The 26,711-nt window shown below is 65.0% G+C and carries 23 protein-coding genes and 3 pseudogenes; 20 read left to right on the forward strand and 6 right to left on the reverse strand.

Going from position 1 to position 26,711, the window contains the following annotated elements; genetic code table 11:
- Window positions 1–42 precede the first annotated feature (42 nt).
- The 3 genes from FOM02_RS22035 to FOM02_RS22045 form a co-directional block, all read right to left on the reverse strand.
- On the reverse strand, window positions 43–1,230 hold the full coding sequence (locus FOM02_RS22035) for an acetyl-CoA C-acyltransferase (protein WP_027561237.1): 1,188 nt from the start codon (window positions 1,228–1,230) through the stop codon (window positions 43–45).
- On the reverse strand, window positions 1,227–2,909 hold the full coding sequence (pimA, locus tag FOM02_RS22040; protein WP_027561238.1) for a dicarboxylate--CoA ligase PimA: 1,683 nt from the start codon (window positions 2,907–2,909) through the stop codon (window positions 1,227–1,229). Before pimA ends, FOM02_RS22035 begins: the two co-directional genes overlap by 4 nt.
- Before the next feature lie 111 nt (window positions 2,910–3,020).
- Window positions 3,021–5,117 carry a 3-hydroxyacyl-CoA dehydrogenase NAD-binding domain-containing protein gene (locus FOM02_RS22045; protein ID WP_027561239.1) on the reverse strand — a complete coding sequence of 699 codons (2,097 nt, stop codon included), beginning with the start codon at window positions 5,115–5,117 and terminating at the stop codon, window positions 3,021–3,023.
- Between the two features lie 130 nt (window positions 5,118–5,247).
- Between FOM02_RS22045 and FOM02_RS22050 the strand changes: the two genes are divergently transcribed.
- The 9 genes and pseudogenes from FOM02_RS22050 to FOM02_RS22090 form a co-directional block, all read left to right on the forward strand.
- On the forward strand, window positions 5,248–6,114 hold the full coding sequence (locus FOM02_RS22050) for an IclR family transcriptional regulator (protein ID WP_027561240.1): 867 nt from the start codon (window positions 5,248–5,250) through the stop codon (window positions 6,112–6,114).
- Between the two features lie 66 nt (window positions 6,115–6,180).
- Window positions 6,181–6,978: an ABC transporter ATP-binding protein gene (locus FOM02_RS22055; protein ID WP_027561241.1), complete on the forward strand. Its 798-nt coding sequence runs from the start codon at window positions 6,181–6,183 to the stop codon at window positions 6,976–6,978.
- Window positions 6,975–7,688, forward strand: a complete 714-nt coding sequence (locus FOM02_RS22060) for an ABC transporter ATP-binding protein (protein ID WP_008135694.1) — start codon at window positions 6,975–6,977, stop codon at window positions 7,686–7,688. The genes FOM02_RS22055 and FOM02_RS22060 overlap by 4 nt, the downstream gene beginning before the upstream one ends.
- 12 nt (window positions 7,689–7,700) lie before the next feature.
- Entirely contained in the window at window positions 7,701–8,579 is an 879-nt protein-coding gene (locus tag FOM02_RS22065) for a branched-chain amino acid ABC transporter permease (RefSeq protein ID WP_027561242.1), read from the forward strand.
- Between the two features lie 2 nt (window positions 8,580–8,581).
- Window positions 8,582–9,598, forward strand: coding sequence for a branched-chain amino acid ABC transporter permease (locus FOM02_RS22070; RefSeq protein ID WP_027561243.1), 1,017 nt, complete (start codon window positions 8,582–8,584; stop codon window positions 9,596–9,598).
- Between the two features lie 31 nt (window positions 9,599–9,629).
- Window positions 9,630–10,865, forward strand: a complete 1,236-nt coding sequence (locus tag FOM02_RS22075; protein WP_027561244.1) for an ABC transporter substrate-binding protein — start codon at window positions 9,630–9,632, stop codon at window positions 10,863–10,865.
- A 116-nt stretch (window positions 10,866–10,981) separates the two neighbouring features.
- Window positions 10,982–12,208: an ABC transporter substrate-binding protein gene (locus FOM02_RS22080; RefSeq protein WP_027561245.1), complete on the forward strand. Its 1,227-nt coding sequence runs from the start codon at window positions 10,982–10,984 to the stop codon at window positions 12,206–12,208.
- A gap of 231 nt (window positions 12,209–12,439) precedes the next feature.
- The gene (locus FOM02_RS22085; RefSeq protein ID WP_027561246.1) at window positions 12,440–13,669 is read left to right on the forward strand and encodes an ABC transporter substrate-binding protein; all 1,230 of its coding nucleotides are present in this window, start codon (window positions 12,440–12,442) and stop codon (window positions 13,667–13,669) included.
- A gap of 230 nt (window positions 13,670–13,899) precedes the next feature.
- A pseudogene (locus FOM02_RS22090) lies at window positions 13,900–14,985 on the forward strand (glycerate kinase type-2 family protein); the annotation flags it as partial.
- 130 nt (window positions 14,986–15,115) lie between these two features.
- Here the strand turns inward: FOM02_RS22090 and FOM02_RS22095 are convergent.
- Window positions 15,116–15,637 (reverse strand): MarR family winged helix-turn-helix transcriptional regulator, encoded by a 522-nt coding sequence (locus FOM02_RS22095; RefSeq protein WP_027561248.1) that lies wholly within the window; start codon window positions 15,635–15,637, stop codon window positions 15,116–15,118.
- A 177-nt stretch (window positions 15,638–15,814) separates the two neighbouring features.
- Between FOM02_RS22095 and FOM02_RS22100 the strand changes: the two genes are divergently transcribed.
- The 3 genes from FOM02_RS22100 to FOM02_RS22110 are packed head-to-tail and all read left to right on the forward strand — an operon-like array spanning window position 15,815 to window position 19,358.
- Window positions 15,815–16,855 carry a branched-chain amino acid ABC transporter permease gene (locus FOM02_RS22100; protein ID WP_027561249.1) on the forward strand — a complete coding sequence of 347 codons (1,041 nt, stop codon included), beginning with the start codon at window positions 15,815–15,817 and terminating at the stop codon, window positions 16,853–16,855.
- 5 nt (window positions 16,856–16,860) lie between these two features.
- The gene (locus tag FOM02_RS22105; RefSeq protein ID WP_051378232.1) at window positions 16,861–18,630 is read left to right on the forward strand and encodes an ABC transporter permease subunit; all 1,770 of its coding nucleotides are present in this window, start codon (window positions 16,861–16,863) and stop codon (window positions 18,628–18,630) included.
- Window positions 18,627–19,358, forward strand: a complete 732-nt coding sequence (locus tag FOM02_RS22110) for an ABC transporter ATP-binding protein (protein WP_027561250.1) — start codon at window positions 18,627–18,629, stop codon at window positions 19,356–19,358. The genes FOM02_RS22105 and FOM02_RS22110 overlap by 4 nt, the downstream gene beginning before the upstream one ends.
- Before the next feature lie 180 nt (window positions 19,359–19,538).
- On the opposite strand, the gene FOM02_RS22115 is transcribed toward FOM02_RS22110, so the two are convergent.
- Window positions 19,539–20,174, reverse strand: a complete 636-nt coding sequence (locus FOM02_RS22115) for a pyridoxamine 5'-phosphate oxidase family protein (RefSeq protein WP_027561251.1) — start codon at window positions 20,172–20,174, stop codon at window positions 19,539–19,541.
- Window positions 20,175–20,296: 122 nt separating this feature from the next.
- Here FOM02_RS22115 and FOM02_RS22120 point away from each other — a divergent pair.
- From FOM02_RS22120 to FOM02_RS22150, 7 genes and pseudogenes are all read left to right on the forward strand, one after another.
- Window positions 20,297–21,180: pseudogene (locus tag FOM02_RS22120) on the forward strand (LysR family transcriptional regulator).
- Window positions 21,181–21,272: 92 nt separating this feature from the next.
- Window positions 21,273–21,908 (forward strand): annotated as a pseudogene (gene pdxA / locus FOM02_RS22125) (4-hydroxythreonine-4-phosphate dehydrogenase PdxA); the annotation flags it as partial.
- A complete protein-coding gene (gene rsmA / locus FOM02_RS22130) occupies window positions 21,908–22,765 on the forward strand; it encodes a 16S rRNA (adenine(1518)-N(6)/adenine(1519)-N(6))-dimethyltransferase RsmA (protein WP_027557592.1) in 858 nt (285 codons plus the stop codon). The pseudogene pdxA and the gene rsmA, both read left to right, overlap by 1 nt.
- Window positions 22,766–22,837: 72 nt before the next feature.
- Window positions 22,838–23,896 carry an alcohol dehydrogenase gene (locus tag FOM02_RS22135; RefSeq protein ID WP_027557591.1) on the forward strand — a complete coding sequence of 353 codons (1,059 nt, stop codon included), beginning with the start codon at window positions 22,838–22,840 and terminating at the stop codon, window positions 23,894–23,896.
- A gap of 151 nt (window positions 23,897–24,047) precedes the next feature.
- Entirely contained in the window at window positions 24,048–24,209 is a 162-nt protein-coding gene (locus FOM02_RS22140; protein WP_027557590.1) for a Flp family type IVb pilin, read from the forward strand.
- 67 nt (window positions 24,210–24,276) lie between these two features.
- Window positions 24,277–24,513, forward strand: a complete 237-nt coding sequence (locus tag FOM02_RS22145) for a hypothetical protein (RefSeq protein ID WP_027557589.1) — start codon at window positions 24,277–24,279, stop codon at window positions 24,511–24,513.
- 315 nt (window positions 24,514–24,828) lie between these two features.
- Complete coding sequence (locus FOM02_RS22150; RefSeq protein ID WP_027557588.1) at window positions 24,829–25,548, forward strand: Crp/Fnr family transcriptional regulator; 720 nt, start codon at window positions 24,829–24,831, stop codon at window positions 25,546–25,548.
- An 18-nt stretch (window positions 25,549–25,566) separates the two neighbouring features.
- On the opposite strand, the gene FOM02_RS22155 is transcribed toward FOM02_RS22150, so the two are convergent.
- Entirely contained in the window at window positions 25,567–26,298 is a 732-nt protein-coding gene (locus FOM02_RS22155; RefSeq protein ID WP_027557587.1) for a Crp/Fnr family transcriptional regulator, read from the reverse strand.
- Between the two features lie 160 nt (window positions 26,299–26,458).
- Between FOM02_RS22155 and FOM02_RS22160 the strand changes: the two genes are divergently transcribed.
- Complete coding sequence (locus FOM02_RS22160) at window positions 26,459–26,698, forward strand: hypothetical protein (RefSeq protein ID WP_265442124.1); 240 nt, start codon at window positions 26,459–26,461, stop codon at window positions 26,696–26,698.
- Window positions 26,699–26,711 lie beyond the last annotated feature (13 nt).

Genomic DNA, 26,711 nt, shown 5'->3' on the forward strand with positions numbered 1-26,711 from the left:
GGTTCATCCGCTGACGCGAATGCCCCGGAACGACGGGGCCCGTTACTGCAACACCTCGAACAGTCCCGCCGCGCCCATGCCGCCGCCGACGCACATGGTGACGACCGCGTACTTGGCCTTGCGGCGGCGGCCTTCGATCAGGGCGTGGCCGGTGAGGCGCGCGCCCGACATGCCGTAGGGATGGCCGACCGAGATCGCGCCGCCATTGACGTTGATCTTCTCGGGGTCGATGCCGAGCTTGTCGCGGCAATACAGCACCTGCACCGCGAAGGCTTCGTTGAGCTCCCAGAGGCCGATGTCGTCGACGGTGAGGCCATGGCGCTTCAGAAGGCGCGGCACCGCGAAGACCGGGCCGATGCCCATCTCGTCCGGCTCGCAGCCGGCGGAGACGAAGCCGCGGAAGATGCCGAGCGGCGCAAGGCCGCGCTTCGCCGCTTCCTTGTCGCTCATGATCACCGAGGCGCTGGCGCCGTCGGAGAGCTGGCTGGCATTGCCGGCGGTGATCGAGAAACCCTCGCCGCGCACCGGCTTGAGGCCGGCAAGGCCCTCGATCGTGGTCTCGGGACGCGGGCCTTCGTCCTGCGACAGCGTCACTTCCTTCATCGACACGGCGCCGGTCGCCTTGTCGGTGACCGCCATCTGCGTCTTGATCGGGGCGAGCTCGTCCCTGAACTTGCCGCCCTGCTGCGCGGCCGCGGTGCGGCGCTGGCTCTCCAGCGAATATTCGTCCTGCTTCTCACGCGAGATGCCGTAGCGCTTGGCGACCACTTCCGCCGTGTCGATCATGGGCATGTAGACCTCGCCCTTGATCTTGAGCAGCGCCGGGTCCTGGGCGTGGAAGCCGTTCATCTTGTCGTTCTGCACGAGCGAGATCGACTCGCCGCCGCCGCCGACCGCGATCTCGACGCCGTCGAAGATCACCGAGCGCGCGGCGAGCGCGATGGCCTGCAGGCCCGAGGCGCATTGCCGGTCGATGGTGGTGCCGGCGACAGTCACAGGGAGACCTGCACGGAGCAGCGCCTTGCGCGCGATGTTGCCGCCGGTCGCGCCCTGCTGGAGGGCTGCGCCCATCACGACGTCCTCGACCTCCTTCGGGTCGACTTTCGCGCGGGCGACGGCTTCGCCGATGGCGTGACCGAGCAGGGTTGCGCCCTCGGTGGCGTTGAGCATGCCGCGATAGGCCTTGCCGATCGGGGTGCGGGCGGTGGAAACGATGACGGCGTCGGTCAAGAACGACCTCCTGATGCAAGTGGGGTGGATTGTGATGGTTTCTGTTGCTGGCGCAATTCGTGGCGCGACAATTTTCCGACCGGCGTGCGCGGCAGATCGTCGACGAACTCGACCGCGGCCGGCAGTTCGTGCTTGCCGACCTTGCCGGCGAGCTGCGCGCGCAGCTCGTCGAGCGTGAACGGTTTTGCGTCGGGCTTGAGCTTGATGAAGGCCTTTGCAGCCTCGCCCCGGTACTGGTCGGGAATGCCGAGCACGATCACCTCGTGCACGCCCGGAATGGTGTAGATCGCCTGCTCGATCATCTGCGGATAGACGTTGAAGCCGCCGGAGATGATCATGTCCTTCTTGCGGTCGACCAGGAAGAAATAGCCGTCGGAGTCGACATAGCCGATGTCACCGGTGAGGAAGCGGCCATCGACGAAGGCGTCAGTGGATCCCTCCGGCCTGTTCCAGTAGCCCTTGGTGACGTTCGGCCCCTTGATGCGGATCTCGCCGACTTCGCCGGGCGGCAGCACACGTGTCGGGTCGTCCAGCGAAACGACGTCGAGCTCGATGCCGGGCAGCATCAGGCCGATCGAGCCGGGCTTCTCGGGACCGACAGGCGGATGGCCGGTGCCGGGCGAGCAGGTCTCGGTCATGCCCCAGCCGCTGCGCAGCTTCTTGCCGACCTTGCGCTCGAAGAAATTCGCGATCTCGACCGGCAGCGGCGCACCGCCGGAGCCGATGGTGGCGAGCGAGGAGAAGTCGCGCTTGGAAAGATCCGGGAGCGCGGCGATCGCGATCCACATCGTCGGCACGCCCGGGAAGTACGTCGCGCGCTTGACCTCGATATCGCGCATCACGGCTTCGACGTCGAAGCGCTGGTGGATCGAGATCAGATTGCCGCGGCTGAGCGCGGATAGTAGCACGACGGTGAGCGCGTAGATGTGGAATAGCGGCAGCACGCAGATCACGCGCTCGATCACATCGCCGCGCGCGGCACGCGACGGCTTGCCCCAGACGTCGTAGATCGAGACCGCCGAGGTGAGATTGCCATGCGTCAGCATCGCGCCCTTGGGCAGGCCGGTGGTGCCGCCGGTATATTGCAGCAGCGCGACGTCGTCGGCCGTGACGGACGGCCACTCTGCGGGGGCGGTGGCGCCATCGACGAAGGTCTTGAAGGTGACGATGCGGGGATCCCCAGGGATCGCCGCCTGCGGCGTGCCGACCTTGCCCCAATCGTCGTCCTCGCAGACGACGAGGCGATCGATCAGGCCCTTCTCCAGAAACTTCAGCGCGGTCGGCAGCAGCGCGGCGAGGTTGGAGGTCACGAGCACGCGCGAGCCGGAGTCGGAGACCTTGTGCGTCAGCGCGATCTCGCCGTCGAGCGGCGACAGATGCGCAACGCGGGCGCCAGCCTTCAGTGCGCCGAAGAAATTGACAGGATGATCGGGCGTGTTGCCGAGGAACAGCGCGACGGAGCTGTTCTTGCCGATGCCAGCCCGCAGAAACGCCGCCGCGGCGCGCTCGGCCTGAGCTGCGAGCCCGGTATAGGTGATGGGGCGATCGCGGAATTCGAGCGCGGTGCGCGGGCCGTAATCGGCGGCGGCTTTCGACAGCAGGTCAGGCAGCGAGCCCTGGGCGATGGTGTCGTCCCAGTGCACGCCCTCGGGATAAAACTGTTCGCCGGGATGGGTCATGGATTCCTTAAGCCACACAGACCGTCATTCCGGGGCGGCTCGAAGAGCCGAACCCGGAATCTCGAGATTCCGGGTCTGGTCCTTCGGACCATCCCGGAATGACGCCAACCATCAAGCCGCCTTCGACGCCGCGGCCAGCGACGCGAACGTCTTCCCCTCCGCAGCGAGCTTCTTCAGCAGCGGGGCGGGCTCGAGGCTCGGATCGTTGGTCTCCCTGGCGTAGAACGACAGGCGATCGGCGATGTGCTTGAGGCCGACGCTGTCGGCCCAGAACATCGGGCCGCCGCGATAGATCGGCCAGCCATAGCCGTAGAGCCAGACCACGTCGATGTCGGAGGGACGCGCCGCGATGCCCTCTTCGAGGATCTTCGCGCCCTCGTTGATCATCGGGTACATCATGCGCTCGAGGATTTCCTCGTCGCTGACGACGCGCTTCTTGCGGCCGAGACGCAGCAGCGTCTCGTCGATCAGCTTCTCGACATCGGGATCGGGCAGCGGCGCGCGAGAGCCGGCTTCGTACTTGTAGTAGCCCTTGCCGGTCTTCTGGCCGAAGCGGCCGGCTTCGCACAGCGCGTCCGCGATCTCCGACTTGATGCCGCGATCCTTGCGGGAGCGCCAGCCGATGTCGAGGCCGGCGAGGTCGCCCATCGCGAACGGCCCCATCGGCATGCCGAACTTGGTCACGACGGCGTCGACCTGCTGCGGCAGCGCGCCCTCGAACAAGAGCTTCTCCGACTGCTTGCCGCGCTGGGCCAGCATGCGGTTGCCGACAAAGCCGTCGCAGACGCCGACCACGGCCGGCACCTTCGCGATCTTGCGCGCGATGGTGACAGCCGTCACCAGCGCATCTGGCGCGGTCTTGTCGGCGCGCACGATCTCGCACAGCTTCATGACGTTGGCCGGCGAGAAGAAGTGCATGCCCAAAACGTCCTGCGGACGCTTGGTCGACTTCGCGATCTCGTCGATGTTCAGATACGAGGTGTTGGATGCGAGCACGGCGCCCGGCTTTGCGAACTGGTCGAGCTTGCCGAACACCTCCTTCTTCACCGCCATGGTCTCGAACACGGCCTCGATGACGAGGTCGGCATCGCCGACATTCTCGATACCGACGACGCCGTTGATCAGCGCCATGCGCTTGCCGGGCGCGTCGGCCGGGATGCCGCCGCGCGCGGCGGTCGCTTCCCAGTTCTTCTGCATGATGCCCAGGCCGCGCTTGAGCTGCTCCTCGCCGGTCTCGATCAGGGTGACGGGAACACCAGCGTTCGCAAACGACATCGCGATGCCGCCGCCCATGGTGCCGGCGCCGAGAATGGCAACACGGTTAACGGGCCGCGACTTGGTGCCCTCGGGCACGCCCGCGATCTTGTTGGCCTCGCGCTCGGCGAAGAAGGCGTAACGCTGCGCCTTGGACTGGTCGCTGGCGACGAGCTTGAGGAAACCCTCGCGCTCCTTCTTCAGACCTTCGTCGAACGGCAGGTCGATGGCGTAGCCGACGGCGTCGGCCGCCGCGAACGGCGCTTCCAGGCCGCGCGACTTCTTGGTCATGGCGGCGACCGCGTTGGTGAAGATCGAGCGGTCGGCCTTGGCGGCCGCGATCTTGGAATCGTCATCGCGCAGGCGGCGCAGCGGACGCTTCTCCGCAAGCAACTTGCGCACAAAGGCTTCGCCGCCGGAGGCCGGCCCCTCGATGATCTCCTCGATCAGGCCGTTCTTCAGCGCTTCAGCGGCACCGATGGGATCGCCGCCGACGATCATCTTGACTGCGAGCTCGGGCCCGACCGCGCGCGGCAGGCGCTGGGTTCCGCCGGCACCCGGCAAGAGGCCGAGCTTCACCTCGGGCAGGCCGAGCCTGGCTTCTTTCACCGCAACGCGGAAATGACAGGCGAGCGCGACCTCGAGGCCGCCGCCGAGCGCGGTGCCGTGGATCGCGGCAACGACGGGCTTCGGCGAATTCTCGATCTCGGCCAGCACATCGTTGAGCGCCGGCGGCTTCGGCGGCTTGCCGAATTCGGTGATGTCGGCACCGGCAATGAAGGTGCGGCCGGCGCAGGTCAGCACGATGCCCTTGATGGCGGGATCGGCGACGGCGGCCTTGATGCATTCCAGGATGCCGCCGCGAACTGCGGCACTCAGCGCATTGACCGGAGGGCTGTCGACCGTGACGATGCCGACTTCATCATGACGCTCAAGCTTGACCACTTCGCTCACGGTGTCCCTCCTTGGCGGGGATTTACTTTTGTTCGATTTCGCGGTGCGGAATTTAATTCCGCATCTTGACGGCAGGGTTATTTTGAAGCACGTGGCTTGTCAACGACTCCGCGCAAGAAGCAGATCAGGGATGAAGCGTACAGGAAAGAAGACTGCGACCGATCGGAATTTCGTCGTCGCGCTTTCCCGCGGACTGGACGTATTGCGCGCATTCCAACCCAATGACGGTCTGCTCGGCAATCAGGAGATTGCGGCCCGCACCAACCTGCCGAAACCGACGGTTTCGCGCCTGACCTACACGTTGACGAAGCTCGGCTATCTGACGCCGGTTCCCCGTTTCGAGAAGTACCAGCTCGCGCCCGCCGCGATGTCGCTCGGCTACGCCGCGCTCGCCAATCTCGGCGTTCGGCATTTGTCCGAGCCGTTTCGCGAGGAAGTGATGCGCGCGACCGGCGGCGCCGTGGCCGTCGGCGGCCGCGACCGTCACAGCATGATCTATTTCGGGCAGAGCCGCGGCACCGAGACGGTCGGCGTTCAACTTGACGTCGGCTCCCGCGTGCCGATTGCAACCAGCGCGATGGGCCGCGCCTATTTCTGGGCGCTCGACGACGAGGATCGCGCCGAATTGTCCCGCATGCTGCGCGAACATTACGGCAGCCGCTGGCCCAAGATGCGCGACGGCTTGGAACGCTCCGGCGAGACCGTCGCGAAACACGGCTTCGCGATTTCGGTCGGCGACTGGCACGACGACATCGGAGCCGCCGGCGTCGCGCTCAGGCTCAACGACGGAACCGGACCTTACGCATTCAATTGCGGCGCGCCCGCATTCCGCTTCACGGAAGAGCGTTTGATCAACGACATTGGACCGCGTCTGCTGGCGATGGTAAGGAACATCGAAGCGGCACTCGGGGGACTGATGCCGCAATCCAAAAAAGAAATCAGCAAAAAGCTGAAATCAGGAGGAAAAGTTGCGCGTGTGGCCGAGGGGATCAGATAGCCTTTGTCGTCACCGGGAGCGGTTCGCATCGCCCCATCGCCCACTGAACTCGGTGGGCGAGACGAGATGACGCAGGCACAGCTCGCGCAGGGAACATCGCCCCTGCTCGCGGTTCGCGACGTCAGCGTCGTGTTCGGCGGCATCGTTGCGCTCAACGGCGTGTCGTTCGACATGCACAAGGGCCAGATCCTCGGCTTGATCGGCCCCAACGGCGCCGGCAAGACCACGCTCTTCAACTGTCTCTCGCGGCTCTATCAGCCGTCGTCCGGCGACATTATGATGGAAGGCGCGAGCATCCTGTCCCGGCCGCCGCACCGCATCGCCGAGATCGGCATCGGCCGCACCTTCCAGAACGTGGCGCTGTTTCCGAACCTCTCGGTGATGGACAACGTCCGCGTCGGCGCCCATTCGAAGACCTCCAGCGACATCATCAGCGACTCCCTTCGGCTCGCCTGGGTCCGGCGCAGCGAGAGCGACGTCAACAAGAAGGTGCACGAGATCCTCGCTTATCTCGACCTCGAGGACGTCGCCCACACCACCGTCTCCGGCCTGCCTTTCGGCACGCAGAAGCGTGTCGAGCTGGCGCGCGCGCTGGCGGCCGACCCGAAGATCCTGCTGCTCGACGAGCCTGCCGGCGGCCTCAACCACGAGGAAGTCTATGTGCTCGGCGACCTCATTCGCCGCATCCGCGACGAACGCCACATGACCGTGCTGCTGGTCGAGCACCACATGGGCCTCGTGATGTCGATCGCCGATCACGTCGTCGCGCTCAATTTCGGCAAGAAGCTCGCCGAAGGCACCCCTAGCCAGGTGCAGGCGGACCCCGACGTCATCAAGGCCTATCTCGGGAGCAAGGACCAATGACGACACTGCTCAACGTCAAGGACCTGCGCGCCTATTACGGCCAGGTCCAGGCGCTCCATGGCCTGTCCTTCTCGCTCAACGAGGGCTCGCTGACGACGCTGCTCGGGGCCAACGGCGCCGGCAAGACCACCACGCTGCGCGCGATCTGCAACATGGTGCGCTCCACCGGTGGCATCGAGTTCGACGGCAAGCCGCTGAACAACCGCTCCACCGAGAGCATCGTGCGGTTCGGCATCGCCCACGTGCCGCAGGGCCGCGGCACCTTCACCACCATGACGGTGGAGGAGAACCTGCAGCTCGGGGCCATCACCCGCAAGGACAGCGCCGGCATCGTCTCCGACATCGAGCGCATGTATGCGCATTTCCCGGTGCTGAAGCAGCGCCACACCCAGCAGGCCGGCACGCTCTCTGGCGGCGAGCAGCAGATGCTCGCGGTCGCCCGCGCGCTGATGCTGCGGCCGCGCCTGATGCTGCTGGACGAGCCGTCCTTCGGCCTTGCGCCGCTCGTGGTGCGCGACCTGTTCGGCATCCTCGGCAAGATTAACCGCGAGGACAAGGTGTCGATCCTGGTGGTCGAGCAGAACGCCCAGCTCGCGCTCGAGCTCGCCGACCAGGCCTATGTGATCGAGACCGGACGCATCGTGATGTCGGGCAACGCCAAGGACATCGCGAACAACGAAGAAATCCGCAAATCCTATCTGGGTTACTGAGGAGCCGGCACGATGGAGCTTTTCACCAACCAAGTGCTGGCCGGCATTGCCACCGGCGCGATCTACGCCTGCATGGCGCTGGCCGTGGTCATGATCTACCAGGCCATCGATCATCTCAACTTCGCGCAAGGCGAGATGGCGATGTTCTCGACCTTCATCTCCTGGCAGCTGATGCAGTGGGGCGTGTCCTACTGGGCCGCCTTCCTGATCACGCTGGTATTTTCTTTCGTCGCCGGCATCGCGATCGAGCGCATCCTGTTCAAGCCGCTTGCGAAAGCGCCAGTGCTGACCAACGTCGCCGGCTTCATCGCGCTGTATGCGATCATCAACTCCTCGGCCGGCCTGCTCTGGGACTTCACCATCAAGCAGTATCCGACCCCGTTCGGCTCCTCGCCGTTCCTGGGCAGCCAGCTGATCTCGACCCACCAGGCCGGCATGATCGGCGTCACCGTGCTGCTGCTGCTCGGCCTCTACTTCTTCTTCCAGTATACAAGGATTGGCCTTGCGATGCGTGCGGCCGCCTCGGTACCTGAATCGGCCCGCCTCGTCGGCATCAACACGAGCTGGATGATCGCGCTCGGCTGGGGCATGGCGACCGCGATCGGCTCGATCGCCGGCATGCTGATCGCCCCCGTCGTGTTCCTCGAGCCCAACATGATGGGCGGCGTGCTGATCTACGGCTTTGCCGCCGCGGTGCTCGGCGGTCTCACCAGCCCGTTCGGCGCCGTGGTCGGCGGCTTCCTGGTCGGCATCTTCGAGAACCTCGCCGGCACCTACATTCCCGGCGTCGGCAACGAGCTGAAACTCCCGATCGCGCTCGCGCTGATCATCTCCGTCCTGGTCGTCAAACCCGCTGGTCTGTTCGGCCGGCACATCGTCAAGCGAGTTTGATCATGAGCGCAGCAGAAGAAGTCGTCGAAGGCCACGAGGCGGTCGAGGCCGTTCCGAAGCGGGCCATGACGCTGGGCACCGGCACCTCGCTGGTGGTGCTGGCCGCGCTGATCATCGCTCCCGTCTTCGTCAAGAACTTCATCATCTTCCAGATGACGATGCTTCTGATCTATGGGCTCGCGGTGCTGGCGCTCAACATCCTGACCGGCGGAAGCGGCCAGTTCTCGCTCGGCCAGAGCGCGTTCTACGCGGTCGGCGCCTACACGACCGCGGTGCTGATGGAGCATTTCAACGTCAACTATGCGCTGACGCTGCCGATTGCCGGCGTGGTCTGCTTCGGCTTCGGCTTCCTGTTCGGCCAGCCGGCGCTGCGGCTAAGCGGCGTCTATCTGGCGCTGGCGACCTTCGCGCTCGCGACCGCGATGCCGCAGCTGCTCAAGCTGAACTTCCTCGAGCACTGGACCGGCGGCGTGCAGGGCCTCGTCGTCACCAAGCCCGACGCGCCGTTCGGCCTGTCGATGTCGCAGGACATGTGGCTGTACTATTTCACGCTCGTGGTCGTGCTGGCGATCTACATCTTCTCGGTGAACCTGTTGCGCTCGCGCTCGGGCCGCGCCTTCATGGCGATCCGCGACAACGAGATCGCGGCCTCCGCCATGGGCATCAACGTCGCGCTCTACAAGACGCTGGCGTTCGGCGTCTCCGCCGCCATCACCGGCATCGCCGGCTCGCTCGGCGCCATCGCGGTGCAGTTCGTCGCGCCCGACAGCTACACCATCACGCTCGCGATCTCGCTGTTCCTCGGCATGGTGGTCGGCGGCGTCGGCTGGCTGCCCGGCTCGATCGTCGGCGCCGCCTTCATCATCTTCGTGCCGAACATCGCGGAGGGCATCTCCAAGGGCCTCTCCGGCGCGGTGTTCGGCGTGCTGTTGTTCCTCGTCATCTACCTCGTGCCACACGGCGCAAGGCAGGTCGCGATCCTGGGCCAGCAGCTCGCTGGCAAGCTCAGGAAGAACTGAAGACTCGTTCGTTAAACCAAGGAGACCCGAATTGCTTTTTGAAAGAACACTGCGAGCCGCCGCGCTGGTCACGGCAACGGCAGCCTTTGCTCTCACTTCGGGCGCGGCACTCGCGCAAAAGAAATACGACACCGGCGCTTCCGATACCGAGATCAAGGTCGGCAACATCATGCCGTACAGCGGGCCGGCGTCGGCCTACGGCATCATCGGCAAGACCGAAGAAGCCTATTTCAAGATGATCAACGACAAGGGCGGCATCAACGGCCGCAAGGTCAATTTCGTCACCTATGACGACGCCTATTCGCCGCCGAAGGCGGTCGAGCAGGTCCGCAAGCTGGTCGAGAGCGACGAGGTGCTGGCCGTGTTCAACCCGCTGGGCACGCCCTCGAACACCGCGATCCAGAAATACCTCAACGCCAAGAAGATCCCGCAGCTGTTCGTCGCCACCGGCGCCACCAAGTGGAACGACCCGAAGAACTTCCCCTGGACCATCGGCTGGCAGCCCTCCTACCAGAGCGAAGCGCAGATCTACGCGAAGTGGCTGATGAAGGAGAAGCCGAACGCCAAGGTCGCGATCCTCTATCAGAACGACGATTTCGGCAAAGACTACCTCAAGGGCACCAAGGACGGCCTCGGCGCCAAGGCCTCGTCCATGATCATCCTGGAAGAGAGCTATGAGGTGTCCGAGCCGTCGATCGACGGCCACATCGTCAAGATCAAGGCCGCCAATCCCGACGTGCTGCTGATCTATGCGACGCCGAAATTCGCCGCGCAGACCATCAAGAAGACCGCCGAGCTCAGCTGGAAGCCGCTGCAGATCCTCACCAACGTGTCGATCTCGGTCGGCAGCGTGATGAAGCCGGCGGGCTTCGAGGCCTCGCAGGACGTGCTGTCGGCGGCCTATGCCAAGGACTCCACCGATCCGCAGTGGAACAACGATCCCGGCATGAAGAAGTGGAACGAGTTCGTCGACAAGTACATGCCCGGCGCCGACAAGACCGACACCGGCATGGTCTACGGCTACGGCGCGGCCTCGACGTTGGCCAAGGTCCTGGAAATGTGCGGTGACGATCTCACCCGCGCCAACCTGATGAAGCAGGCGGCCTCGTTGAAGGATTTTGCACCGGACACCCTGCTGCCCGGCGTCAAGATCAACACCAGCGCCACCGACTTCGCCCCGATCGCGCAGCTCCAAATGCAGCGCTTCAAGGGCGAGAAGTGGGAACTCTTCGGCGAGATCATCAGCGGCGACGTCGCCTCCGAGTGACAAGCTGACGCAATAGTCCGAAACAAGAAGCCCTCGCGAACGATCGCGGGGGCTTTTTGTTGACGCCGGGCGCCAATCTTGTTCAATGCGCCGATCCGAGCCCGGGTAGGAGAACAATGACTGCCGTTCGTCTTCAGGTTGCGTCCCTGTGGGTCGCACTCGCGTTGTGCATTGCGATGACTGGCCCTGTGCTGGCGCAAAAGAAATACGACAGCGGCGCTTCCGATACCGAGATCAGAATAGGCAACATCATGCCCTATAGCGGGCCGGCCTCCGCCTATGCCGCGATCGGCAAGGCCGAGGAAGCCTATTTCAACAAGGTCAATGCCGAGGGCGGCATCAACGGCCGCAAGATCAAGTTCATCTCCTATGACGACGCCTATTCGCCGCCGAAGACGGTGGAGCAGGCCCGCAAGCTGGTCGAGAGCGACGGGGTGCTGCTGATCTTCGGCTCGCTTGGCACCTCCACCAACAGCGCGATCCGCAAATACATGAACGAGAAGAAGGTGCCGCAATTGTTCGTGGCGAGCGGCGCCTCGAAGTGGAACGATCCGAAGCAATATCCGTGGACCATGGGCTGGCAGCCGAGCTACGCCAGCGAGGCGCGCATCTACGCCAAGTACATCATGAAGGAGAAGCCGGACGCCAAGATCAGCGTGCTCTATCAGAACGACGATTTCGGCAAGGACTATCTGAAGGGCTTGAAGGACGGCCTCGGCGCGAAGGCGTCGATGATCGTGATGGAGGACGGCTACGACACCTCGGAGCCGGCGATCGACGAGCACGTCGTGAAGCTGAAGGCCTCGGGCGCCGACGTTTTCATCAGCATCACCACGCCGAAATTTGCAGCCCAAGCGATCAAGAAGGCCGCAGAGATCAACTGGCATCCGGTCCACATCATCTCCAACGTCTCGGCCTCAGTCGGCGGCGTGCTCGAGCCGGCGGGCATCGAGATCTCGCAAGGCGTGCTGTCGGCGACCTACACCAAGGACGGCTCCGACCCGCAATGGAACGCCGATGACGGCATGAAGAAGTTCTATAACTTCATCGCGCAGTACGACCCCAAGGCCAACAAGCTCGATGCCGGCGTGGTGTTCGGCTATGCCGCGTCGCAGACCATGGTGAAGGTGCTTCAGATGTGCGGCGACGACCTCACCCGCGAGAACGTCATGAAGCAGGCGGCGAGCTTGAAGGATTTCGAGCCCGACACGCTGCTGCCGGGGATCAAGATCAACACCGCACCCGACAATTTCGCCCCGATCGAGCAACTCCAGATGATGCGCTTCAAGGGCAAGAAATGGGAGCTGTTCGGCGACATCATCTCGAGCGACCATGGGCACTGAAAGCCGGGCAACTCAAGATCGTTCGTGACTTGTTAAACAACTCCAGACAGCTGCGCCGTCTCGCAAGCGCACACGGGCGCTGACTACTAAAGAAGCAGCCCCGGCGACGCCGTCGCAGGGGCTTTCTGTTGAAGGCACCTGCCAAATCGTATTGAATTACGGCCGCGTCGCCAAGAACAAGCAAGACAAGAAAAGGAAACGCACACACACCAAGAAAATAGGGAGATAGGAATGCCCGCTGTCACCGGCAAACTTGCGGCCGCGTCACTGGCGCTCGCGCTCATTGCGGCCTCGACCTCCACTGCATCGGCCCAGAAGAAATACGATACCGGCGCGACCGACACCGAGATCAAGATCGGCAACATCATGCCCTACAGCGGACCGGCCTCCGCCTACGGCATCATCGGGCGGACCGAAGCCGCCTATTTCAAGAAGATCAACGAAGAGGGCGGCATCAACGGCCGCAAGATCAACTACATCTCCTACGACGACGCCTATTCGCCGCCGAAGACGGTGGAGCAGGCGCGCAAGCTGGTCGAGAGCGACGAGGTGCTGTTCATCTTCAACTCGCTCGGCACGCCGCCGAACTCGGCGATCCAGAAATACATGAACTCGAAGAAGGTGCCGCAGCTGTTCGTCGCCACCGGCGCCACCAAGTGGAACGATCCGCAGAACTTCCCGTGGACCATGGGCTGGCAGCCCAACTACCAGAGCGAGACGCAGATCTACGCGAAGTGGCTTTTGAAGAACAAGCCGGACGCAAAGATCGCCGTGCTTTACCAGAACGACGATTACGGCAAAGACTACCTCAAGGGCCTGAAGGACGGCCTCGGCTCGAAAGCCGCCTCGATGATCGTCATGGAGGAGAGCTATGAGACCTCCGAGCCGACCATCGACAACCACATCGTCAAGCTGAAGTCGACCGGCGCCGACGTGTTCATGAACATCACGACGCCGAAATTCGCCGCGCAGGCGATCAAGAAGAACGCCGAGATCGGCTGGAAGCCGCTGCACTTCCTCAACAACGTCTCGGCCTCGGTCGGCAGCGTGATGAAGCCCGCCGGCTTCGAGAACGGCCAGGACATCATCTCGGCCGACTATCTCAAGGACGTGTCGGATCCGGAGTGGAACAACGATCCCGGCATGAAGGAATTCCTCGCCTTCATGACCAAGTACTTCCCGGAAGGCGACAAGCTCGACAAGGGCACCATCGTCGGCTACGCGGTGGCGCAGACGCTGGTCCAGGTGCTGAAGCAATGCGGTGACAATCTCACCCGCGAGAACATCATGAAGCAGGCCGCCAGCCTGAAGGACTTCCGCACCGAGGCGCTGCTGCCGGGCGTCCAGATCAACACCTCCGCGACCGACTTTGCGCCGATCAGCCAGCTCCGGCTCGAGAGGTTCAAGGGCGAGCGCTGGGAACTGTTCGGCGACGTGATCAGCGCCGACGTCGGCGGCTAGCCGGACGACATACGCGACGCATCAAGCCCCCTGCGAGACGATCGCAGGGGGCTTTTGCTTGCGCGCCGATTATGATCACGCGATTGCACAATCGAATGACGATAAAGCCTGCTTACGCTTTGGCGCCCGATGCGCTAGGCAGGTGACCGGCGACCTCGCCGCCATCGCTTCCGTCCGCCTAAAGCGCGATGAGATTGGGATGAATCGTCATCGCGCTTTAGGTTGTTGTGCGCCTCGTCGGCATCGCCACCACCCGCCACGGCTATGGCCTGCCGACGCGCCGCATCCGCGTGGTCGAGGCCGGCCATCCCGTGCCTGACGAAGCTGGCCTCAAGGGCGCGGCCGACACGCTCGCGCTCGCGGGCGAGGCCGGGCCCGATGATCTGCTGCTGGTGCTGCTCACCGGCGGCGGCTCGGCGAACTGGATCGCACCCGTCGACGGCATCAGCTTTGCGCAGAAGCAGGCGGTCAACAAGGCGCTGCTCCGCTCGGGCGCGCCGATCGGCGAGATGAATACGGTGCGCAAGCATCTGTCGCGAATCAAGGGCGGGCGGCTGGCGCGCGCCGGCAAGAATGCCGCCGAGATCGTCACGCTCGCGATCTCCGACGTGCCGCATGACGATCCCTCCGCGATCGCCTCCGGTCCCACCGTGCCGGATCCGACCACGCTCGCCGATGCGCGCGCGATCGTGGCGAAATACAAGCTCGCCATCGACGATGCCGTGCGCCGCGCGCTGGACGATCCCGCCAATGAAAGCTGCAAGCCTGGCGATGGCGCGTTCGCGCGCGCGACGTTCGAGCTGATCGCGCGTCCCAAGCAATCGCTCGATGCGGCGGTGAAGCTCGCTCAGGAGGCCGGCTATGAGACGATCGATCTCGGCGCCGACCTCGAGGGCGAGGCCCGCGAGGTCGCGGCCGATCACGCCAAGCTCGCGCTTGCAGCCCGCGCGCAAGGCAAGCGCGTCGCGATCCTCTCCGGCGGCGAGCTCACGGTCACCGTGCGCGGCAATGGCCGTGGCGGCCCCAACCAGGAATACGCGCTGGCGCTCGCCGAGCTGCTCAAGGACACGCCTGACATCGCGGCGCTCGCCGGCGATACCGACGGCGCCGATGGCGGCGCCGGCCACCCGACCGATCCCGCCGGCGCGCTGATCGATGCTGCGACGTTTGCGAAGATGAAGGCGCTGGGGCTGCAGCCGCAGGCGTATCTCGACAACAACGACGCGACCACGTTCTTCGAGGCGACGGGGGATCTGCTGCAGCCCGGCCCGACGCTGACCAACGTGAACGATATCCGCGTGATCCTGGTGGATTGATATCTCGCCCCACGCTCCGCTGCGTTCCCTCCCCCTTGCGGGGGAGGAGAGAGCGCAGTGTGCCGCGCGGTTAGAGCTCGGCAGCCTGGAAGCTCGCGAATCATGCTCCGCGGCCGCCCGACAGCCCGCCTCAAAACTCGTTCGCGATCTTCGCGAGCATCCCGATCAGCGCTTCGCGGTTGGCCTGGCCGAGCAGGTCGTTCAGCCGCGCCTCGTGCTTGGTTGCGACGAGCTTCTTGGCGCGGCTCAGCACGGCCTTGCCCTTGTCGGTCAGGACCAGGATGTGCGAGCGGCGGTCGTTGGTGGAGCGGATCCGCGCGCAGAGGTCGCGGCTCTCCAGATTGTCGAGCATGGCCACGAAGTTCGGGCGGAGGATGCCGAGCGTTGAGGCGATCTCGGTCTGGTTACGGCCGGGGTTCTTCTCCACCAGCAGCAGCACCGAGAACTGCGCCGGCGTCAGCTGGAGCGAGGCCATGCAGCGCAAGAAGTTCTCGAACACCTTGAGCTGCGCCCGCTTCAGGACATAGCCCAGCTGCTCTGAGAGTTCGCCGAGCTGGAGGGCCTCGGCCTGCGGCTCGGCCGCGTCCTTGCGGCCCTTGGCCGCGTCGGCGGCCTTTTCGGAAGACTTTTCAGCGGTTTTGGAAACGGTCATCGCCTCGTGCTCGTAATCCCGCTAAATTCGGGACGGGTCGCTTCCCACCCTTGAGATTATATTTGATAATTGTTATGGACCATATCAAATATCGTCAGCGTTTTTCAATGGCTGTGAGCGGACCGTCCACCGCAATTGCGGAGACCGGTCCGGACTTTTGAGGGGGAGCGTCCGGTCTTGAATACCACCATCATGCTGTTCCTGGTGCAGGACGGCATTACCAATGGCGCGATCTACGCGCTGCTCGGCCTCGCGCTGGTGCTGGTGTTCGCCGTCACCCGCGTGATCCTGATTCCCCAGGGCGAGTTCGTCACCTATGGTGCGCTGACCTATGCCTCGCTGGCCGCCGGCCAGATGCCGGGCACGGCCAAGCTCGCGCTGGCGCTGGGCATCGGCGCCTTCGCCTTCGACCTGTTCGTGGCGCGCAAGGCGCTGCATGGGCGGCTGATCGTGCGCAGCCTCCTCACCAACGTCGTGCTGCCGGCCATCGTGCTGGCACTGACGATTTACTTCACCGCCCAGAAGCCGCCGGTCGCGGTCTGCATCGCGCTGGCGCTGGTGATCGTGGCGATGATCGGGGTCTATCTGTACCGCATCGCGTTCCAGCCGCTGGCGCACACCTCCGTGCTGGTGCTGCTGATCGCATCCGTGGGCGTCCACCTCGCGCTGCAGGGCCTCGGCCTGCTGTTCTTCGGCGCCGAAGGCCAGCGCGGACCTGCGGTGCTCTCGGGCGCCTTCACCGCAGGCGCGCTGCGCTTCACCGGCCAGAGCATCACCGTCTACGCCATCACCATCGCCTTCATCATCGGTCTCTGGCTGTTCTTCGGCCTGACGCTCTACGGCAAGGCGCTGCGCGCCACCGCCGTGAACCGGCTGGGAGCGCGGCTCGCCGGCATCCGCACCACGCTGTCGGGGCAGATCGCGTTCCTGCTGGCCTCCGTGATCGGCGCGCTGTCGGGTATCATGATCGTGCCGATCACGACGCTCTACTATGACAGCGGCTTCCTGATCGGCCTGAAGGGCTTTGTCGCCGCGATCATCGGCGGGCTCGTCAGCTATCCCCTCACTGCCGTCGCGGCGCTGGTCGTCGGCATCGTCGAGGCGTTCTCGTCCTTCTATGCCTCCAACTACAAGGAAGTGATCGTTTTCATGCTGCTGATCCCCGTGCTGCTGCTGCGCTCGCTCGCCGCGCCCGCGGTCGAGGAAGAGAAGGACTGACGCGCATGCAGAGCCGGCTTCCCATCCTCGTCTTTGCGCTGGTCATGGCGGCGATCCCGTTCGTCCCGGGCATGCCGCCGTTCTGGATCGTGCTGCTCGACAATATCGGCCTTGCCGCCCTGGTCGCGATGGGCCTCGTGCTGCTCACCGGCGTTGGCGGCCTCACCTCGTTCGGTCAGGCGGCCTTCGTCGGCTTCGGCGCCTACACCACGGCGGTGCTGACGACGACCTACGGCCTGTCGCCGTGGCTGACGCTACCACTGTCGCTCGTGGTCAGCGGAGCGCTGGCGGTGCTGCTCGGGCTGATCACCGTCCGCCTCTCCGGCCATTATTTGCCGCTCGGCACGCTCGCCTGGGGGCTCGGCCTGTTCTACCTCTTCAGCAAGCTGGAATTCCTCGGGAGAAACGACGGCATCTCGGCGATCCCGCCGCTGTCGGTCGGCGCGTTCAAGATGCTCTCGCCCGGATCGATCTATTACGCGATCTGGGTCGCCGTGATCGTCTCGGCGCTTCTGACCATGAACCTTTTGGACTCCCGCACCGGCCGCGCCATCCGCGCGCTCCGGCGCGGCCATGTCGCGGCGGAAGCATTCGGCGTGCACACGCCGCGCGCCAAGCTTCTGGTGTTCATCCATGCCGCGGTGCTCGCCGGCCTCTCCGGCTGGCTCTACGCCCATCTGCAGCGCGCGGTGAACCCGACACCGTTCGGCGCGCAGGCCGGCATCGAATATCTCTTCATCGCGGTGGTCGGCGGCGCGGGCTATGTCTGGGGCGGCGTGCTGGGCGCGGCGATCGTCGTGGTGATGAAGGAGGTGCTGCAAAGCTACCTGCCGCTGATCCTGCCGGGCTCCGGCCAGGTCGAGACCATCGTGTTCGGCATCATGCTGGTGGCACTGCTGCAGCTCGCGCCCGGCGGCGTCTGGCCCTGGCTGATGTCGTTCCTGCCCGAGCGCAGTGGCGGCAAGAAGCCTGATACCTCGCTGAAGCTGGAGCATCGCACACGCGCGGCCGGCGAGGCCAGCATCCTGCTTCAGGTCGAGAAAGCGCGAAAGCAATTCGGCGGCGTGGTTGCGGTCAACAACGTCTCCTTCGACGTCCAGGCCCGTGAGATCGTCGCGCTGATCGGGCCGAACGGCGCCGGCAAGAGCACGACCTTCAACCTGATCACCGGCGTGCTCTCCGCCACCTCAGGCTCGATCTCGGTGCTCGGCAGGAAGGTCGACAAGGCGCCGCCGCAGGAGATCGTCAAGCTCGGCATCAGCAGGACCTTCCAGCATGTGAAGCTGGTGCCTGACATGACCGTGCTGGAGAACGTCGCGATCGGCGCGCATCTGCGCGGCCATTCCGGCCCGATCTCCTCGATGCTGCGGCTCGACCGCGCCGACGAGGCAAAACTGCTCGCCGAGGCCGCACGGCAGATCGAGCGCGTCGGACTTGCCGACCAGATGCATCAGCTCGCAGGCTCGCTGTCGCTCGGCCAGCAGCGCATCGTCGAGATCGCCCGCGCGCTCTGCGTCGATCCGATGCTGCTGCTGCTCGACGAGCCGGCCGCAGGCCTGCGCCACATGGAGAAGCAGCGGCTCGCGACGCTGTTGCGCGAGCTGCGCGACGGCGGCATGAGCGTGCTCCTGGTCGAGCACGACATGGGCTTTGTGATGAACCTCGCCGACCGCATCGTGGTGCTCGATTTCGGCACCAAGATCGCGGAAGGCACGCCCGCGACGATCAAGACCAATCCCGAAGTCATCAAGGCCTATCTCGGAGTGGCGGCATGAGCGCCCTGTTGTCCGTCACCGACGCGCATGTGTCTTACGGCAAGGTCGAGGCCGTGCGCTCGGTCTCGCTCGAGGTCGGTGCCAACCAGATCGTCACCATCGTCGGCGCCAACGGCGCCGGCAAGACCACGCTGCTCTCGGCCATCATGGGCATCTTGCCGCTGAAGGGCCGCGTCGCCTTTGCAGGCCAGGATCTCGCCCGCCTCGACATCGAGGACCGCGTCGCGATGGGGCTCGGCCTCGTCCCCGAGCACCGCGAATTGTTCGTGACCATGAATGTCGAGGACAATCTCGAGCTTGGCGCGTTCCGCATCGAGCGGAGCAAGGCGAAAGCCTCGATGGAGCGCGTCTACACGCTGTTCCCGCGGCTGAAGGAGCGGCGCAAGCAGTTCGCCGGCACGCTCTCCGGCGGCGAGCAGCAGATGCTCGCGATGGGCCGCGCGCTGATGGGCGAGCCGAAGCTGCTGATGCTGGACGAGCCGAGCCTTGGCCTCGCCCCGATCATCGTCGCCGACATCTTCCGCATCGTCACCGAGCTGCGCGCTGCCGGCGTCTCGGTGCTGCTGGTCGAGCAGAACGCGCAGGCCGCACTGAAGATCGCGGACCACGCCTACGTGATGGAGCTCGGCGAGTTCGTGCTCAGTGGCAAGGCCAGCGACATCGCGGCGAACGAGCGGGTCGCCGCGAGCTATCTCGGCTTCCAGCACGAAGGCGCGAGCGTGATCTGATTTCGCGGCTGACTCTTCTTCCCTTCTCCCCTTGCGGGAGAAGGTGGCGCGAAGCGCCGGATGAGGGGTTCTCTCCACTCGCCACTGTGTTCATGAGGAGGTAGACCCCTCACCCGTCCCGTCGCTACGCGACGAGCCACCCTCTCCCGCAAGGGGAGAGGGTGCACCGAGCAAGCCGCTCTAGCTTTCGCTAGCGGATGGACTCGCCTTTCCCTTCAGCGCCGCGACCTCCGCTTCCAGCTCCGCGATCCGCTGGTCCCTTGCCGCCAGTGCGGCCGCCACGTCCGGCGCATCGAACTTCTGCGGAATGTGTTGCGGGCAGTTGGTGTCCCAGGCTGCGATCTTGAACAGGATCACCTGCTCCGGCCGGGCGCGATAGCCCTTCGGCATCAGCGCCGTCGTCAACGCCTCGTCGTCCTCGACCACGCGCGCCTCGCCCCAGATCTTCACACGGCGGCGATGGGCGTAGTCCATGACGAAGATGTACGCCTTGGGATTCTCGGACAGGTTTCCCTGGGTGATGTATTGCCGGTTGCCGGCGTAATCGGCAAAGGCGAGCGTCTGCTTGTCCAGCACCTTCAAGAACCCCTTCGGGCCGCCGCGGTGCTGGATGTAGGGCTGACCGTCCGCCGAAGCCGTCGCAAAGTAGAAGCTGTTGGCATCAGCCAGGAACGCCGCAAGGTTCTCGTCGACCTCGGTGCGCCATCCCCGCTGCTCGGCATGGGCATAGCCCTCGCGCGATCCCTTTCGGGCCTGGATCGATTTCACCGCCGGCGAAAAGGCGACGTCGCTGGCATAGGTGTGGACTGCGGTCATCGGAACATCTCCTGAAATTCCGGCGCATTCTCTGCGTCTTTCGTCCGCTAAAATGGATCTTCCGGCGACTAAAACAATGTCGCCGCTTGACACTTCATCATTGCGTAATATGCAATAATGCCATGGACCGCCTTGACGCCATGCACGTCTTCGTCACCGTTGCCGACCTGCGCGGGTTTGCGCCAGCTGCGCGAAAACTGCGGCTGTCGCCCTCGGCGGTGACGCGGATGATCGCGTCCCTGGAGGAGCATCTTGGCGCCCGGCTGCTGCAGCGGACCACGCGCCAGGTGAGATTGACCGACGTCGGCACGCGGTATCTGGAGCGCGCCCGGCGCATCCTCGCCGATGTCGAGGAGGCCGACGGCTCGGCGCGCGAGGAGCGCAACCGGCCGAGCGGGCGGCTGGTGGTGTCGGCGCCGGTCGGCTTCGGCCGGCTGCATGTCGGGCCGTCATGACCGAATATCTGAAACGTTATCCCGAGGTCGCCTGCGAGCTCAGGCTGTCGGACAACCTCGTCAATCTCGTCGAGGACGCGGTCGACGCCGCGGTGCGCATCGGCCATCTCGCCGATTCCTCGCTGGTTGCGCGCCAGGTCGGCGAGATGCGTCGCATCGTGGTGGCCGCGCCGGCCTATCTCAAGCGCCACGGCGAGCCGAGGACGCCGGAGGCGCTGCCCGACCATCAGACCATCCAGTTCGGCCCGTCAGCCAGCTGGCACTTCGTGCAAGATGGCCGCGAGATCGAGGTGACGCCGACCCCGCGCTTCACCAGCAACAGCGCCGACGCAGCGCTGCAATATGCCGAGGCCGGCGGCGGCGTGACGCGCGTGCTCGCCTATCAGGCCGCAGACGGCCTGAAACGCGGGCGGCTGAAGATCCTGCTGGCGAAATACGAGCAGCCGGCGCTGCCGATCCACATCGTCTACCCGACCTCGCGCCTGCTCTCGGCCAAGGTGCGCGCGTTCATCGATCTCGTGGTGGAGACGGCGGAGTGGCGGTTTGGGTGAGGTCTCGTGTCCCGGACGCGCTGCAACGCGTAGCGTTGCTGCGCAGAGCCGGCAACTGTTATGTTGGGTTGGCTTTCAGGTACGGCTTTCTCAAGAGCGTGCTCTACCGCGCCGGCTTCCGCCATCCCGGCCACACCGAATTCCTCGCCGAGCTTGCCGCGGAGAACGGCCGCGTGCCGCAGCCGGTGATGATGCTGTGGTCGCCGCGGCTCGCCGTCGTGCCCGTGACCATCCACGTCGCCCTGCGCGATGCGCTGACCGAGCTCACCAGCGAATTGATCGTCTCGACCGTTCGCATCGTCGCGAGCGAGCTGAAATCCCGCTTCGGCATCGAACGGCCGCGGATCGCGATCTCCGGCCTCAATCCGCACGCCGGCGAGGACGGCTCGCTCGGCCACGAGGAGCAGACGGTGATCGCGCCGGCACTGAAAGTTCTGCGCAACGACGGCATCGAGGCAAGGGGTCCGCTGCCCGCCGATACCATGTTCCACGACGCCGCGCGCAACACCTATGACTGCGCGGTCTGCATGTATCACGACCAGGCGCTGATCCCGATCAAGACGGTCGCGTTCGACGATGCCGTCAACGTCACGCTCGGCCTGCCCTTCATCCGCACCTCGCCCGATCACGGCACCGCCTTCGACATCGCCGGCACCGGCAAGGCCAATCCGGCCAGCCTGATCGCGGCGCTTCAGCTCGCAGGCCGCATGGCGGCTGCCAAACCCTGATGAGCGCGATCGACGACCTCCCGCCGCTGCGCGAGGTCATTCGCCAGCACGCGCTGTCGGCCCGCAAATCGCTTGGGCAGAATTTCCTGCTCGACCTCAATCTCACCGCACGCATCGCGCGTGCGGCCGCGCCGCTCGAAGATTCCACCATCGTCGAGATCGGCCCCGGCCCCGGCGGGCTGACGCGCGCGCTGCTCGCGCTCGGCGCAAAGCGTGTCATCGCGATCGAGCATGACGAGCGCGCGATCCCGGCGCTTCAGGATATTTCCGCGCGCTACCCTGATAGGCTCGAGATCGTGCACGGCGATGCCATGACCTTCGACCCGCGACCGCTGCTCGCAGGTGAACGCGCGAAAATCGTCGCCAATTTGCCCTACAACATCGCGACCCAGCTCTTGATCAACTGGCTCACCATCGAGCCCTGGCCGCCCTGGTACGACATGATGGTGCTGATGTTCCAGCGCGAGGTCGGCGAGCGCATCGTCGCGCGCGAGGACGAGGAGGCCTATGGCCGGCTCGGTGTGCTCGCCAACTGGCGCTGCGAAACCAAGATCCTGTTCGACATTTCGCCGTCCGCATTCGTACCGCCGCCGAAGGTCACCTCGTCCGTCGTGCGCCTCGTCCCGCGTCCAGAACCGCAGCCGTGCGATCGCAGGCTGCTCGAGCAGGTCGCAGCCGCCGCCTTCGGCCAGCGTCGCAAGATGCTGCGCCAGAGCCTGAAATCGCTCGGCGTCGATCCCGCGCGGCTTGCGCAAGCCGCCGGCGTCGATGCGACGCGCCGCGCCGAGACCATTCCCATCTCCGGCTTTGTTGCCATGGCACGTGAATTGGCCGATATACGCAGCGAAGAAGCATGATCCGGAAAAGTGTGAAGCGGTTTTCCGAAAGCGATCATGCTCAAACAATGAGCTAATTTCGGAGGAAGGAATATGGCGTTGATGCGTCGGCAGTCCCTGGTCAAATTCGATGCGCCGCTGTGCGAGACCATCGTCGACACGCCCAAGCCGCAAGGACGCGAGGTGCTGGTGCGCATCGAGCGCTGCGGCCTCTGCCATTCCGACCTGCACATCCAGGACGGCTATGCCGATCTCGGTGGCGGCAAGAAGCTCGACACCACCCGCGGCATGACGCTACCCTTCACGCTTGGCCACGAGATCGCGGGAATCGTCGACGAAGTCGGCCCGGACGTTCCGGCCGGGCTCGTCGGTGCCAAGAAGGCGGTCTTCCCCTGGATCGGCTGCGGCCAATGCCGCGACTGCAAGAATGGCGACGAGAATCTGTGCGTGAAGCAGCGCTTCCTCGGCGTTTCCATCGACGGCGGCTTCGCCACCCACGTGCTGGTGCCCGACGCGAAATATCTGCTCGACTACGATCCCCTGCCCGTCAACCAGGCCGCGACATTGATGTGCTCCGGCGTCACCGCCTATGGCGCACTCAAGCGCCTGGTCGACCGTCCGCGCCAGCGCAACCTGTTGCTGATCGGTCTTGGTGGCGTCGGCATGATGGGCCTGTCGTTCGCGCAGGCCATGTTCAAGCAACCGATCACGGTCGCCGATCTCTCCCCCGCCGCGCGCGAGACCGCGCTGAAGAACGGCGCAGCGATCGCATACGATCCGTCCGAGGCCGACGTGATCAAGCGCATCCTGAAAGAGACCGAAGGCGGTTTCGACGAGGTCGTCGACTTCGCCGGCAACGAGAAGTCGATGGCGTTCGCCGTGGCCGTCGCCGCGCGCGGCGGCAAGGTCGTTGTCTCCGGACTGATGGGCGGCCAGTTCACGCTGCCGATGGTGCAATGGGTCTACAAGCGCCTCACAGTCGAAGGTTTCATGGTGGGCACGCTTGCCGAGGCCCACGAGCTGATGGCGCTCGCCCGCGCCGGCAAGATCAAGCCGACGCCGATGCGCGAGGAGCCGATGGGCGACGTGCAGAAATGGATCGACGAATTGCGCGCCGGCAAGGTCGTCGGCCGCATCGTGCTGAAGAACTGACGGCGCAATTCGCGGCGAGGCGCAGGTCTCGCCGCCCCTTTCTCTTGCGCAATTAACTCGGAATTGACGCAAGGCGGGGTTCCGGATTGGGGAACCTCGCGCGTGCGGATTATCGTCTTCGCCAGCTTGCTTCTGGAATTCTGGTGAGACCATGCAGACCATCCGACGCTTTCTGGCCGACGAGTCCGGCGCCACCGCGATCGAGTACGGCCTGATCGCCGCCGGCATCGCGCTGGCGATCATCGCGGTCATCAACAATCTCGGCACATCGCTGAAGACGAAGTTCGGCTCGATCAGCAGCTCGCTGAAGTAACGCACGACTTTTGCTCAAGGGCACGACACCGCGCGGAACGGCTCGGGCTGCTCCGCGTTGGCAGCGCATGACCATTCGCTGCACCGTCGAAAGCGCATTCTTCATCGCCTGGAGCGCCCTCGAGAAGAGCGGCGAGCTCGGTGCTCCCGACGAGTCCGCCAACGTCATTCTCGACGCGATCGAAGCGCAGCTCAGGCTAGGCGAACGCCGGCAGCTGATGCTCGCCAACAGGGCGATCGACGCCTACCGCGCGCATGTAGCGCACAGCCGCTTCCTTCACGACTGCGAAGCGCGCTTCGGCTGACGATCATCGTCCTCAGGCCCGCCGGCCCGGCGGCGTATGGACCGGCGGTCCGTCGGGCAGAGCGCACGCGGTCCGACGCCCGGCGGCTGCCGACATTACGCCGATCCGCAAAGCCACAATGTTCACTCCTGCACAGACCGCGCGAAGACGACCGCATGAGTGCCGCCATGCGGCCGGCGGCTTACGAATTTCCGCAAGCCTGCGCCGCCGACTTTTCAACGTTCGCGAAGCCCTTGTGTGCACTTTGGAACCGTCGGTTCCGCCGATGAAACGTAGGGTTCTGACCGGTGCCGATTCCCGGCCAGAGAAACACATGTGACCGGTCGGCCCCCGAACGATCTTCTCCAGCAGCTCAGCCCTCAGGATTTCGAACTGCTCGCGCCTCACCTCCAACCGGTCGAACTCGAGGCCGGCCACATCCTGCATCACGCCGGCGACGACGTCGCGGTGGTTCATTTCCCCTGCGGCCCGACGCTGGTGTCGTTCGCGGTGCCGGTCGAGGACGACCGCGAGGTCGAGAGCCTGCTGGTCGGCCGCGGGAGCGTGATCGGCATCCCTGCCGGCCGCAACCCTTCGCTGGCCTATTCACGCATCGTCGTGAAGCTCGCCGGCAGCTTGGTGCGGCTGCCGCTGCGTGCGCTCGAGCAGGCGCAGCAGAGGTCAGTGACGCTCCAGGAGCTATTCTCGCGCCATGCGGACTGTCAGTTCGCGCAGCTGCTCCAGACCGCGGCTTGCAACGCCGCGCATTCGATCGAGCAGCGCGCCGCCAAATGGATCCTCTCCGCGCAGGAGCATATCGGCGGCCCCGAGATCCCCCTCACCCACGAGCAGCTCGCCGGCATGCTCGGCGTATCCCGCAGCTATGCCAGCCGCGTGATCCAGATGTTCAAGGCGAGGCGCATCCTCGCGACCCGCCGCGGCGCCATCCTGATCCTCGATGCCCTGGCGCTCGAAGCCCGGGCCTGCTCCTGCAACGACTGGGTGAAGAAGCATTTCGACGAAGTGCTGGGTGGCGTGGCCGCGGCCGAAGGCTAGCCATCTGGCGCTACGCGTTCACCGCACCAACTGCGGCTTGAGATGCAGATAGGCCGGATTGAAATCCCCGAGCCGCTGCAATTCGCGCCATTTCAGCACGATCAGCTCGCCCTCGCGCAGATCCATCGTTCCCGTCCGCCTGAGCTCGGCGAGCGTCCGGTTCACTGTTGCGATCGCCATGCCCAGCGTCTCGCCGAGCTGGGTGAGGCTGATCGGCACGCGGCAGCGATTGCCGCGGACGAGCTGCGCGACGCGGGCGCGGTAGAACAGCTCGCAGCACAGATGCGCCATGCGCGCCTGCATCGGCCGGGCGCTGTTGTTGGTGATGGCCTCGCGGAAGATCGCGGCATCGCGCAACGTCTCGCGCCAGACCGCCTGTCCGAACGTCGGCCGCCGCCGGAAAGCGATGAACAATTCGCGATGCGGGATGAAGGCGACCGTGGCGGGCCCGAGCGCGCAGAGCGCATGGTCCATTTGGTCGATGAACAGGCCCTGGGAGTCAGGCAGGTCGCCGGAAAGATGGAACGCGAGATATTGGCGTCGCCCGCTGCCGAGCAGATGGTAGCGCGCCACCATGCCGGAGACGACCAGCGCCGAATGCTCGGGCTCGTCGCCCTGCCGGATGAAATCCTCGTTTGGCGCGAAATCGCGCTGGGTGAAGGTGAGCGCGCGGATTTCGGCGACATCCTCCGCGGCGAGCTTGGTGTGCTCGCCGAGGTTCCGGATCAGCACGTCGTGGGTTTTTTCCATAGCGGCCGCCAAAAATCACGCCAGCTCTATCAAATGATACCTCTGGCCTGCGTTCAGCGGACTAGAACGCGAAGCGGAAGCACAGGTTGCTAACGGAGTCGCGGACGGCACCGGATCGCACCACCCCGTCACCCCGATTGCGGACCGAACCGGCCTTCTCATGATCCCAACGACCATCATGGAGCGCATCCGCTCTCTGTTCGCAGCGGGTCCGAGCGCGCACCTCGCCAGCATCAGCCACGCCTTCGCAGACGGCACGCTGGCAGAGCCGGTCCGGCCGATGTCGGATCAGGAGTTGGCTCGCGCCATCCGCGAGTTCCGCAGCCTGCCCGTCTCCGACTGGACCATCGCAAAGCTGTCGCAGCGCTTGCGCGAAGCTCCCATGCCGCGGGACGGCTGAGGCGCGTCTCCAC

The sequence above is a fragment of the Bradyrhizobium sp. SEMIA genome, from assembly GCF_014844175.1.
GTDB lineage: Bacteria > Pseudomonadota > Alphaproteobacteria > Rhizobiales > Xanthobacteraceae > Bradyrhizobium > Bradyrhizobium arachidis.

Excerpts from the sequence above, each read along its gene's own strand:
- rsmA (WP_027557592.1), top strand. The coding sequence starts at position 21,908 with ATGAGCGCGATCGACGACCTCCCGCCGCTGCGCGAGGTCATTCGCCAG.
- FOM02_RS22050 (WP_027561240.1), top strand. The coding sequence starts at position 5,248 with ATGAAGCGTACAGGAAAGAAGACTGCGACCGATCGGAATTTCGTCGTC.
- FOM02_RS22110 (WP_027561250.1), top strand. The coding sequence starts at position 18,627 with ATGAGCGCCCTGTTGTCCGTCACCGACGCGCATGTGTCTTACGGCAAG.
- FOM02_RS22085 (WP_027561246.1), top strand. The coding sequence starts at position 12,440 with ATGCCCGCTGTCACCGGCAAACTTGCGGCCGCGTCACTGGCGCTCGCG.
- FOM02_RS22140 (WP_027557590.1), top strand. The coding sequence starts at position 24,048 with ATGCAGACCATCCGACGCTTTCTGGCCGACGAGTCCGGCGCCACCGCG.
- FOM02_RS22105 (WP_051378232.1), top strand. The coding sequence starts at position 16,861 with ATGCAGAGCCGGCTTCCCATCCTCGTCTTTGCGCTGGTCATGGCGGCG.
- pimA (WP_027561238.1), bottom strand. The coding sequence starts at position 2,909 with ATGACCCATCCCGGCGAACAGTTTTATCCCGAGGGCGTGCACTGGGAC.
- FOM02_RS22145 (WP_027557589.1), top strand. The coding sequence starts at position 24,277 with ATGACCATTCGCTGCACCGTCGAAAGCGCATTCTTCATCGCCTGGAGC.
- FOM02_RS22155 (WP_027557587.1), bottom strand. The coding sequence starts at position 26,298 with ATGGAAAAAACCCACGACGTGCTGATCCGGAACCTCGGCGAGCACACC.
- FOM02_RS22135 (WP_027557591.1), top strand. The coding sequence starts at position 22,838 with ATGGCGTTGATGCGTCGGCAGTCCCTGGTCAAATTCGATGCGCCGCTG.
- FOM02_RS22115 (WP_027561251.1), bottom strand. The coding sequence starts at position 20,174 with ATGACCGCAGTCCACACCTATGCCAGCGACGTCGCCTTTTCGCCGGCG.
- FOM02_RS22080 (WP_027561245.1), top strand. The coding sequence starts at position 10,982 with ATGACTGCCGTTCGTCTTCAGGTTGCGTCCCTGTGGGTCGCACTCGCG.
- FOM02_RS22060 (WP_008135694.1), top strand. The coding sequence starts at position 6,975 with ATGACGACACTGCTCAACGTCAAGGACCTGCGCGCCTATTACGGCCAG.
- FOM02_RS22065 (WP_027561242.1), top strand. The coding sequence starts at position 7,701 with ATGGAGCTTTTCACCAACCAAGTGCTGGCCGGCATTGCCACCGGCGCG.
- FOM02_RS22160 (WP_265442124.1), top strand. The coding sequence starts at position 26,459 with ATGATCCCAACGACCATCATGGAGCGCATCCGCTCTCTGTTCGCAGCG.
- FOM02_RS22095 (WP_027561248.1), bottom strand. The coding sequence starts at position 15,637 with ATGACCGTTTCCAAAACCGCTGAAAAGTCTTCCGAAAAGGCCGCCGAC.
- FOM02_RS22070 (WP_027561243.1), top strand. The coding sequence starts at position 8,582 with ATGAGCGCAGCAGAAGAAGTCGTCGAAGGCCACGAGGCGGTCGAGGCC.
- FOM02_RS22055 (WP_027561241.1), top strand. The coding sequence starts at position 6,181 with ATGACGCAGGCACAGCTCGCGCAGGGAACATCGCCCCTGCTCGCGGTT.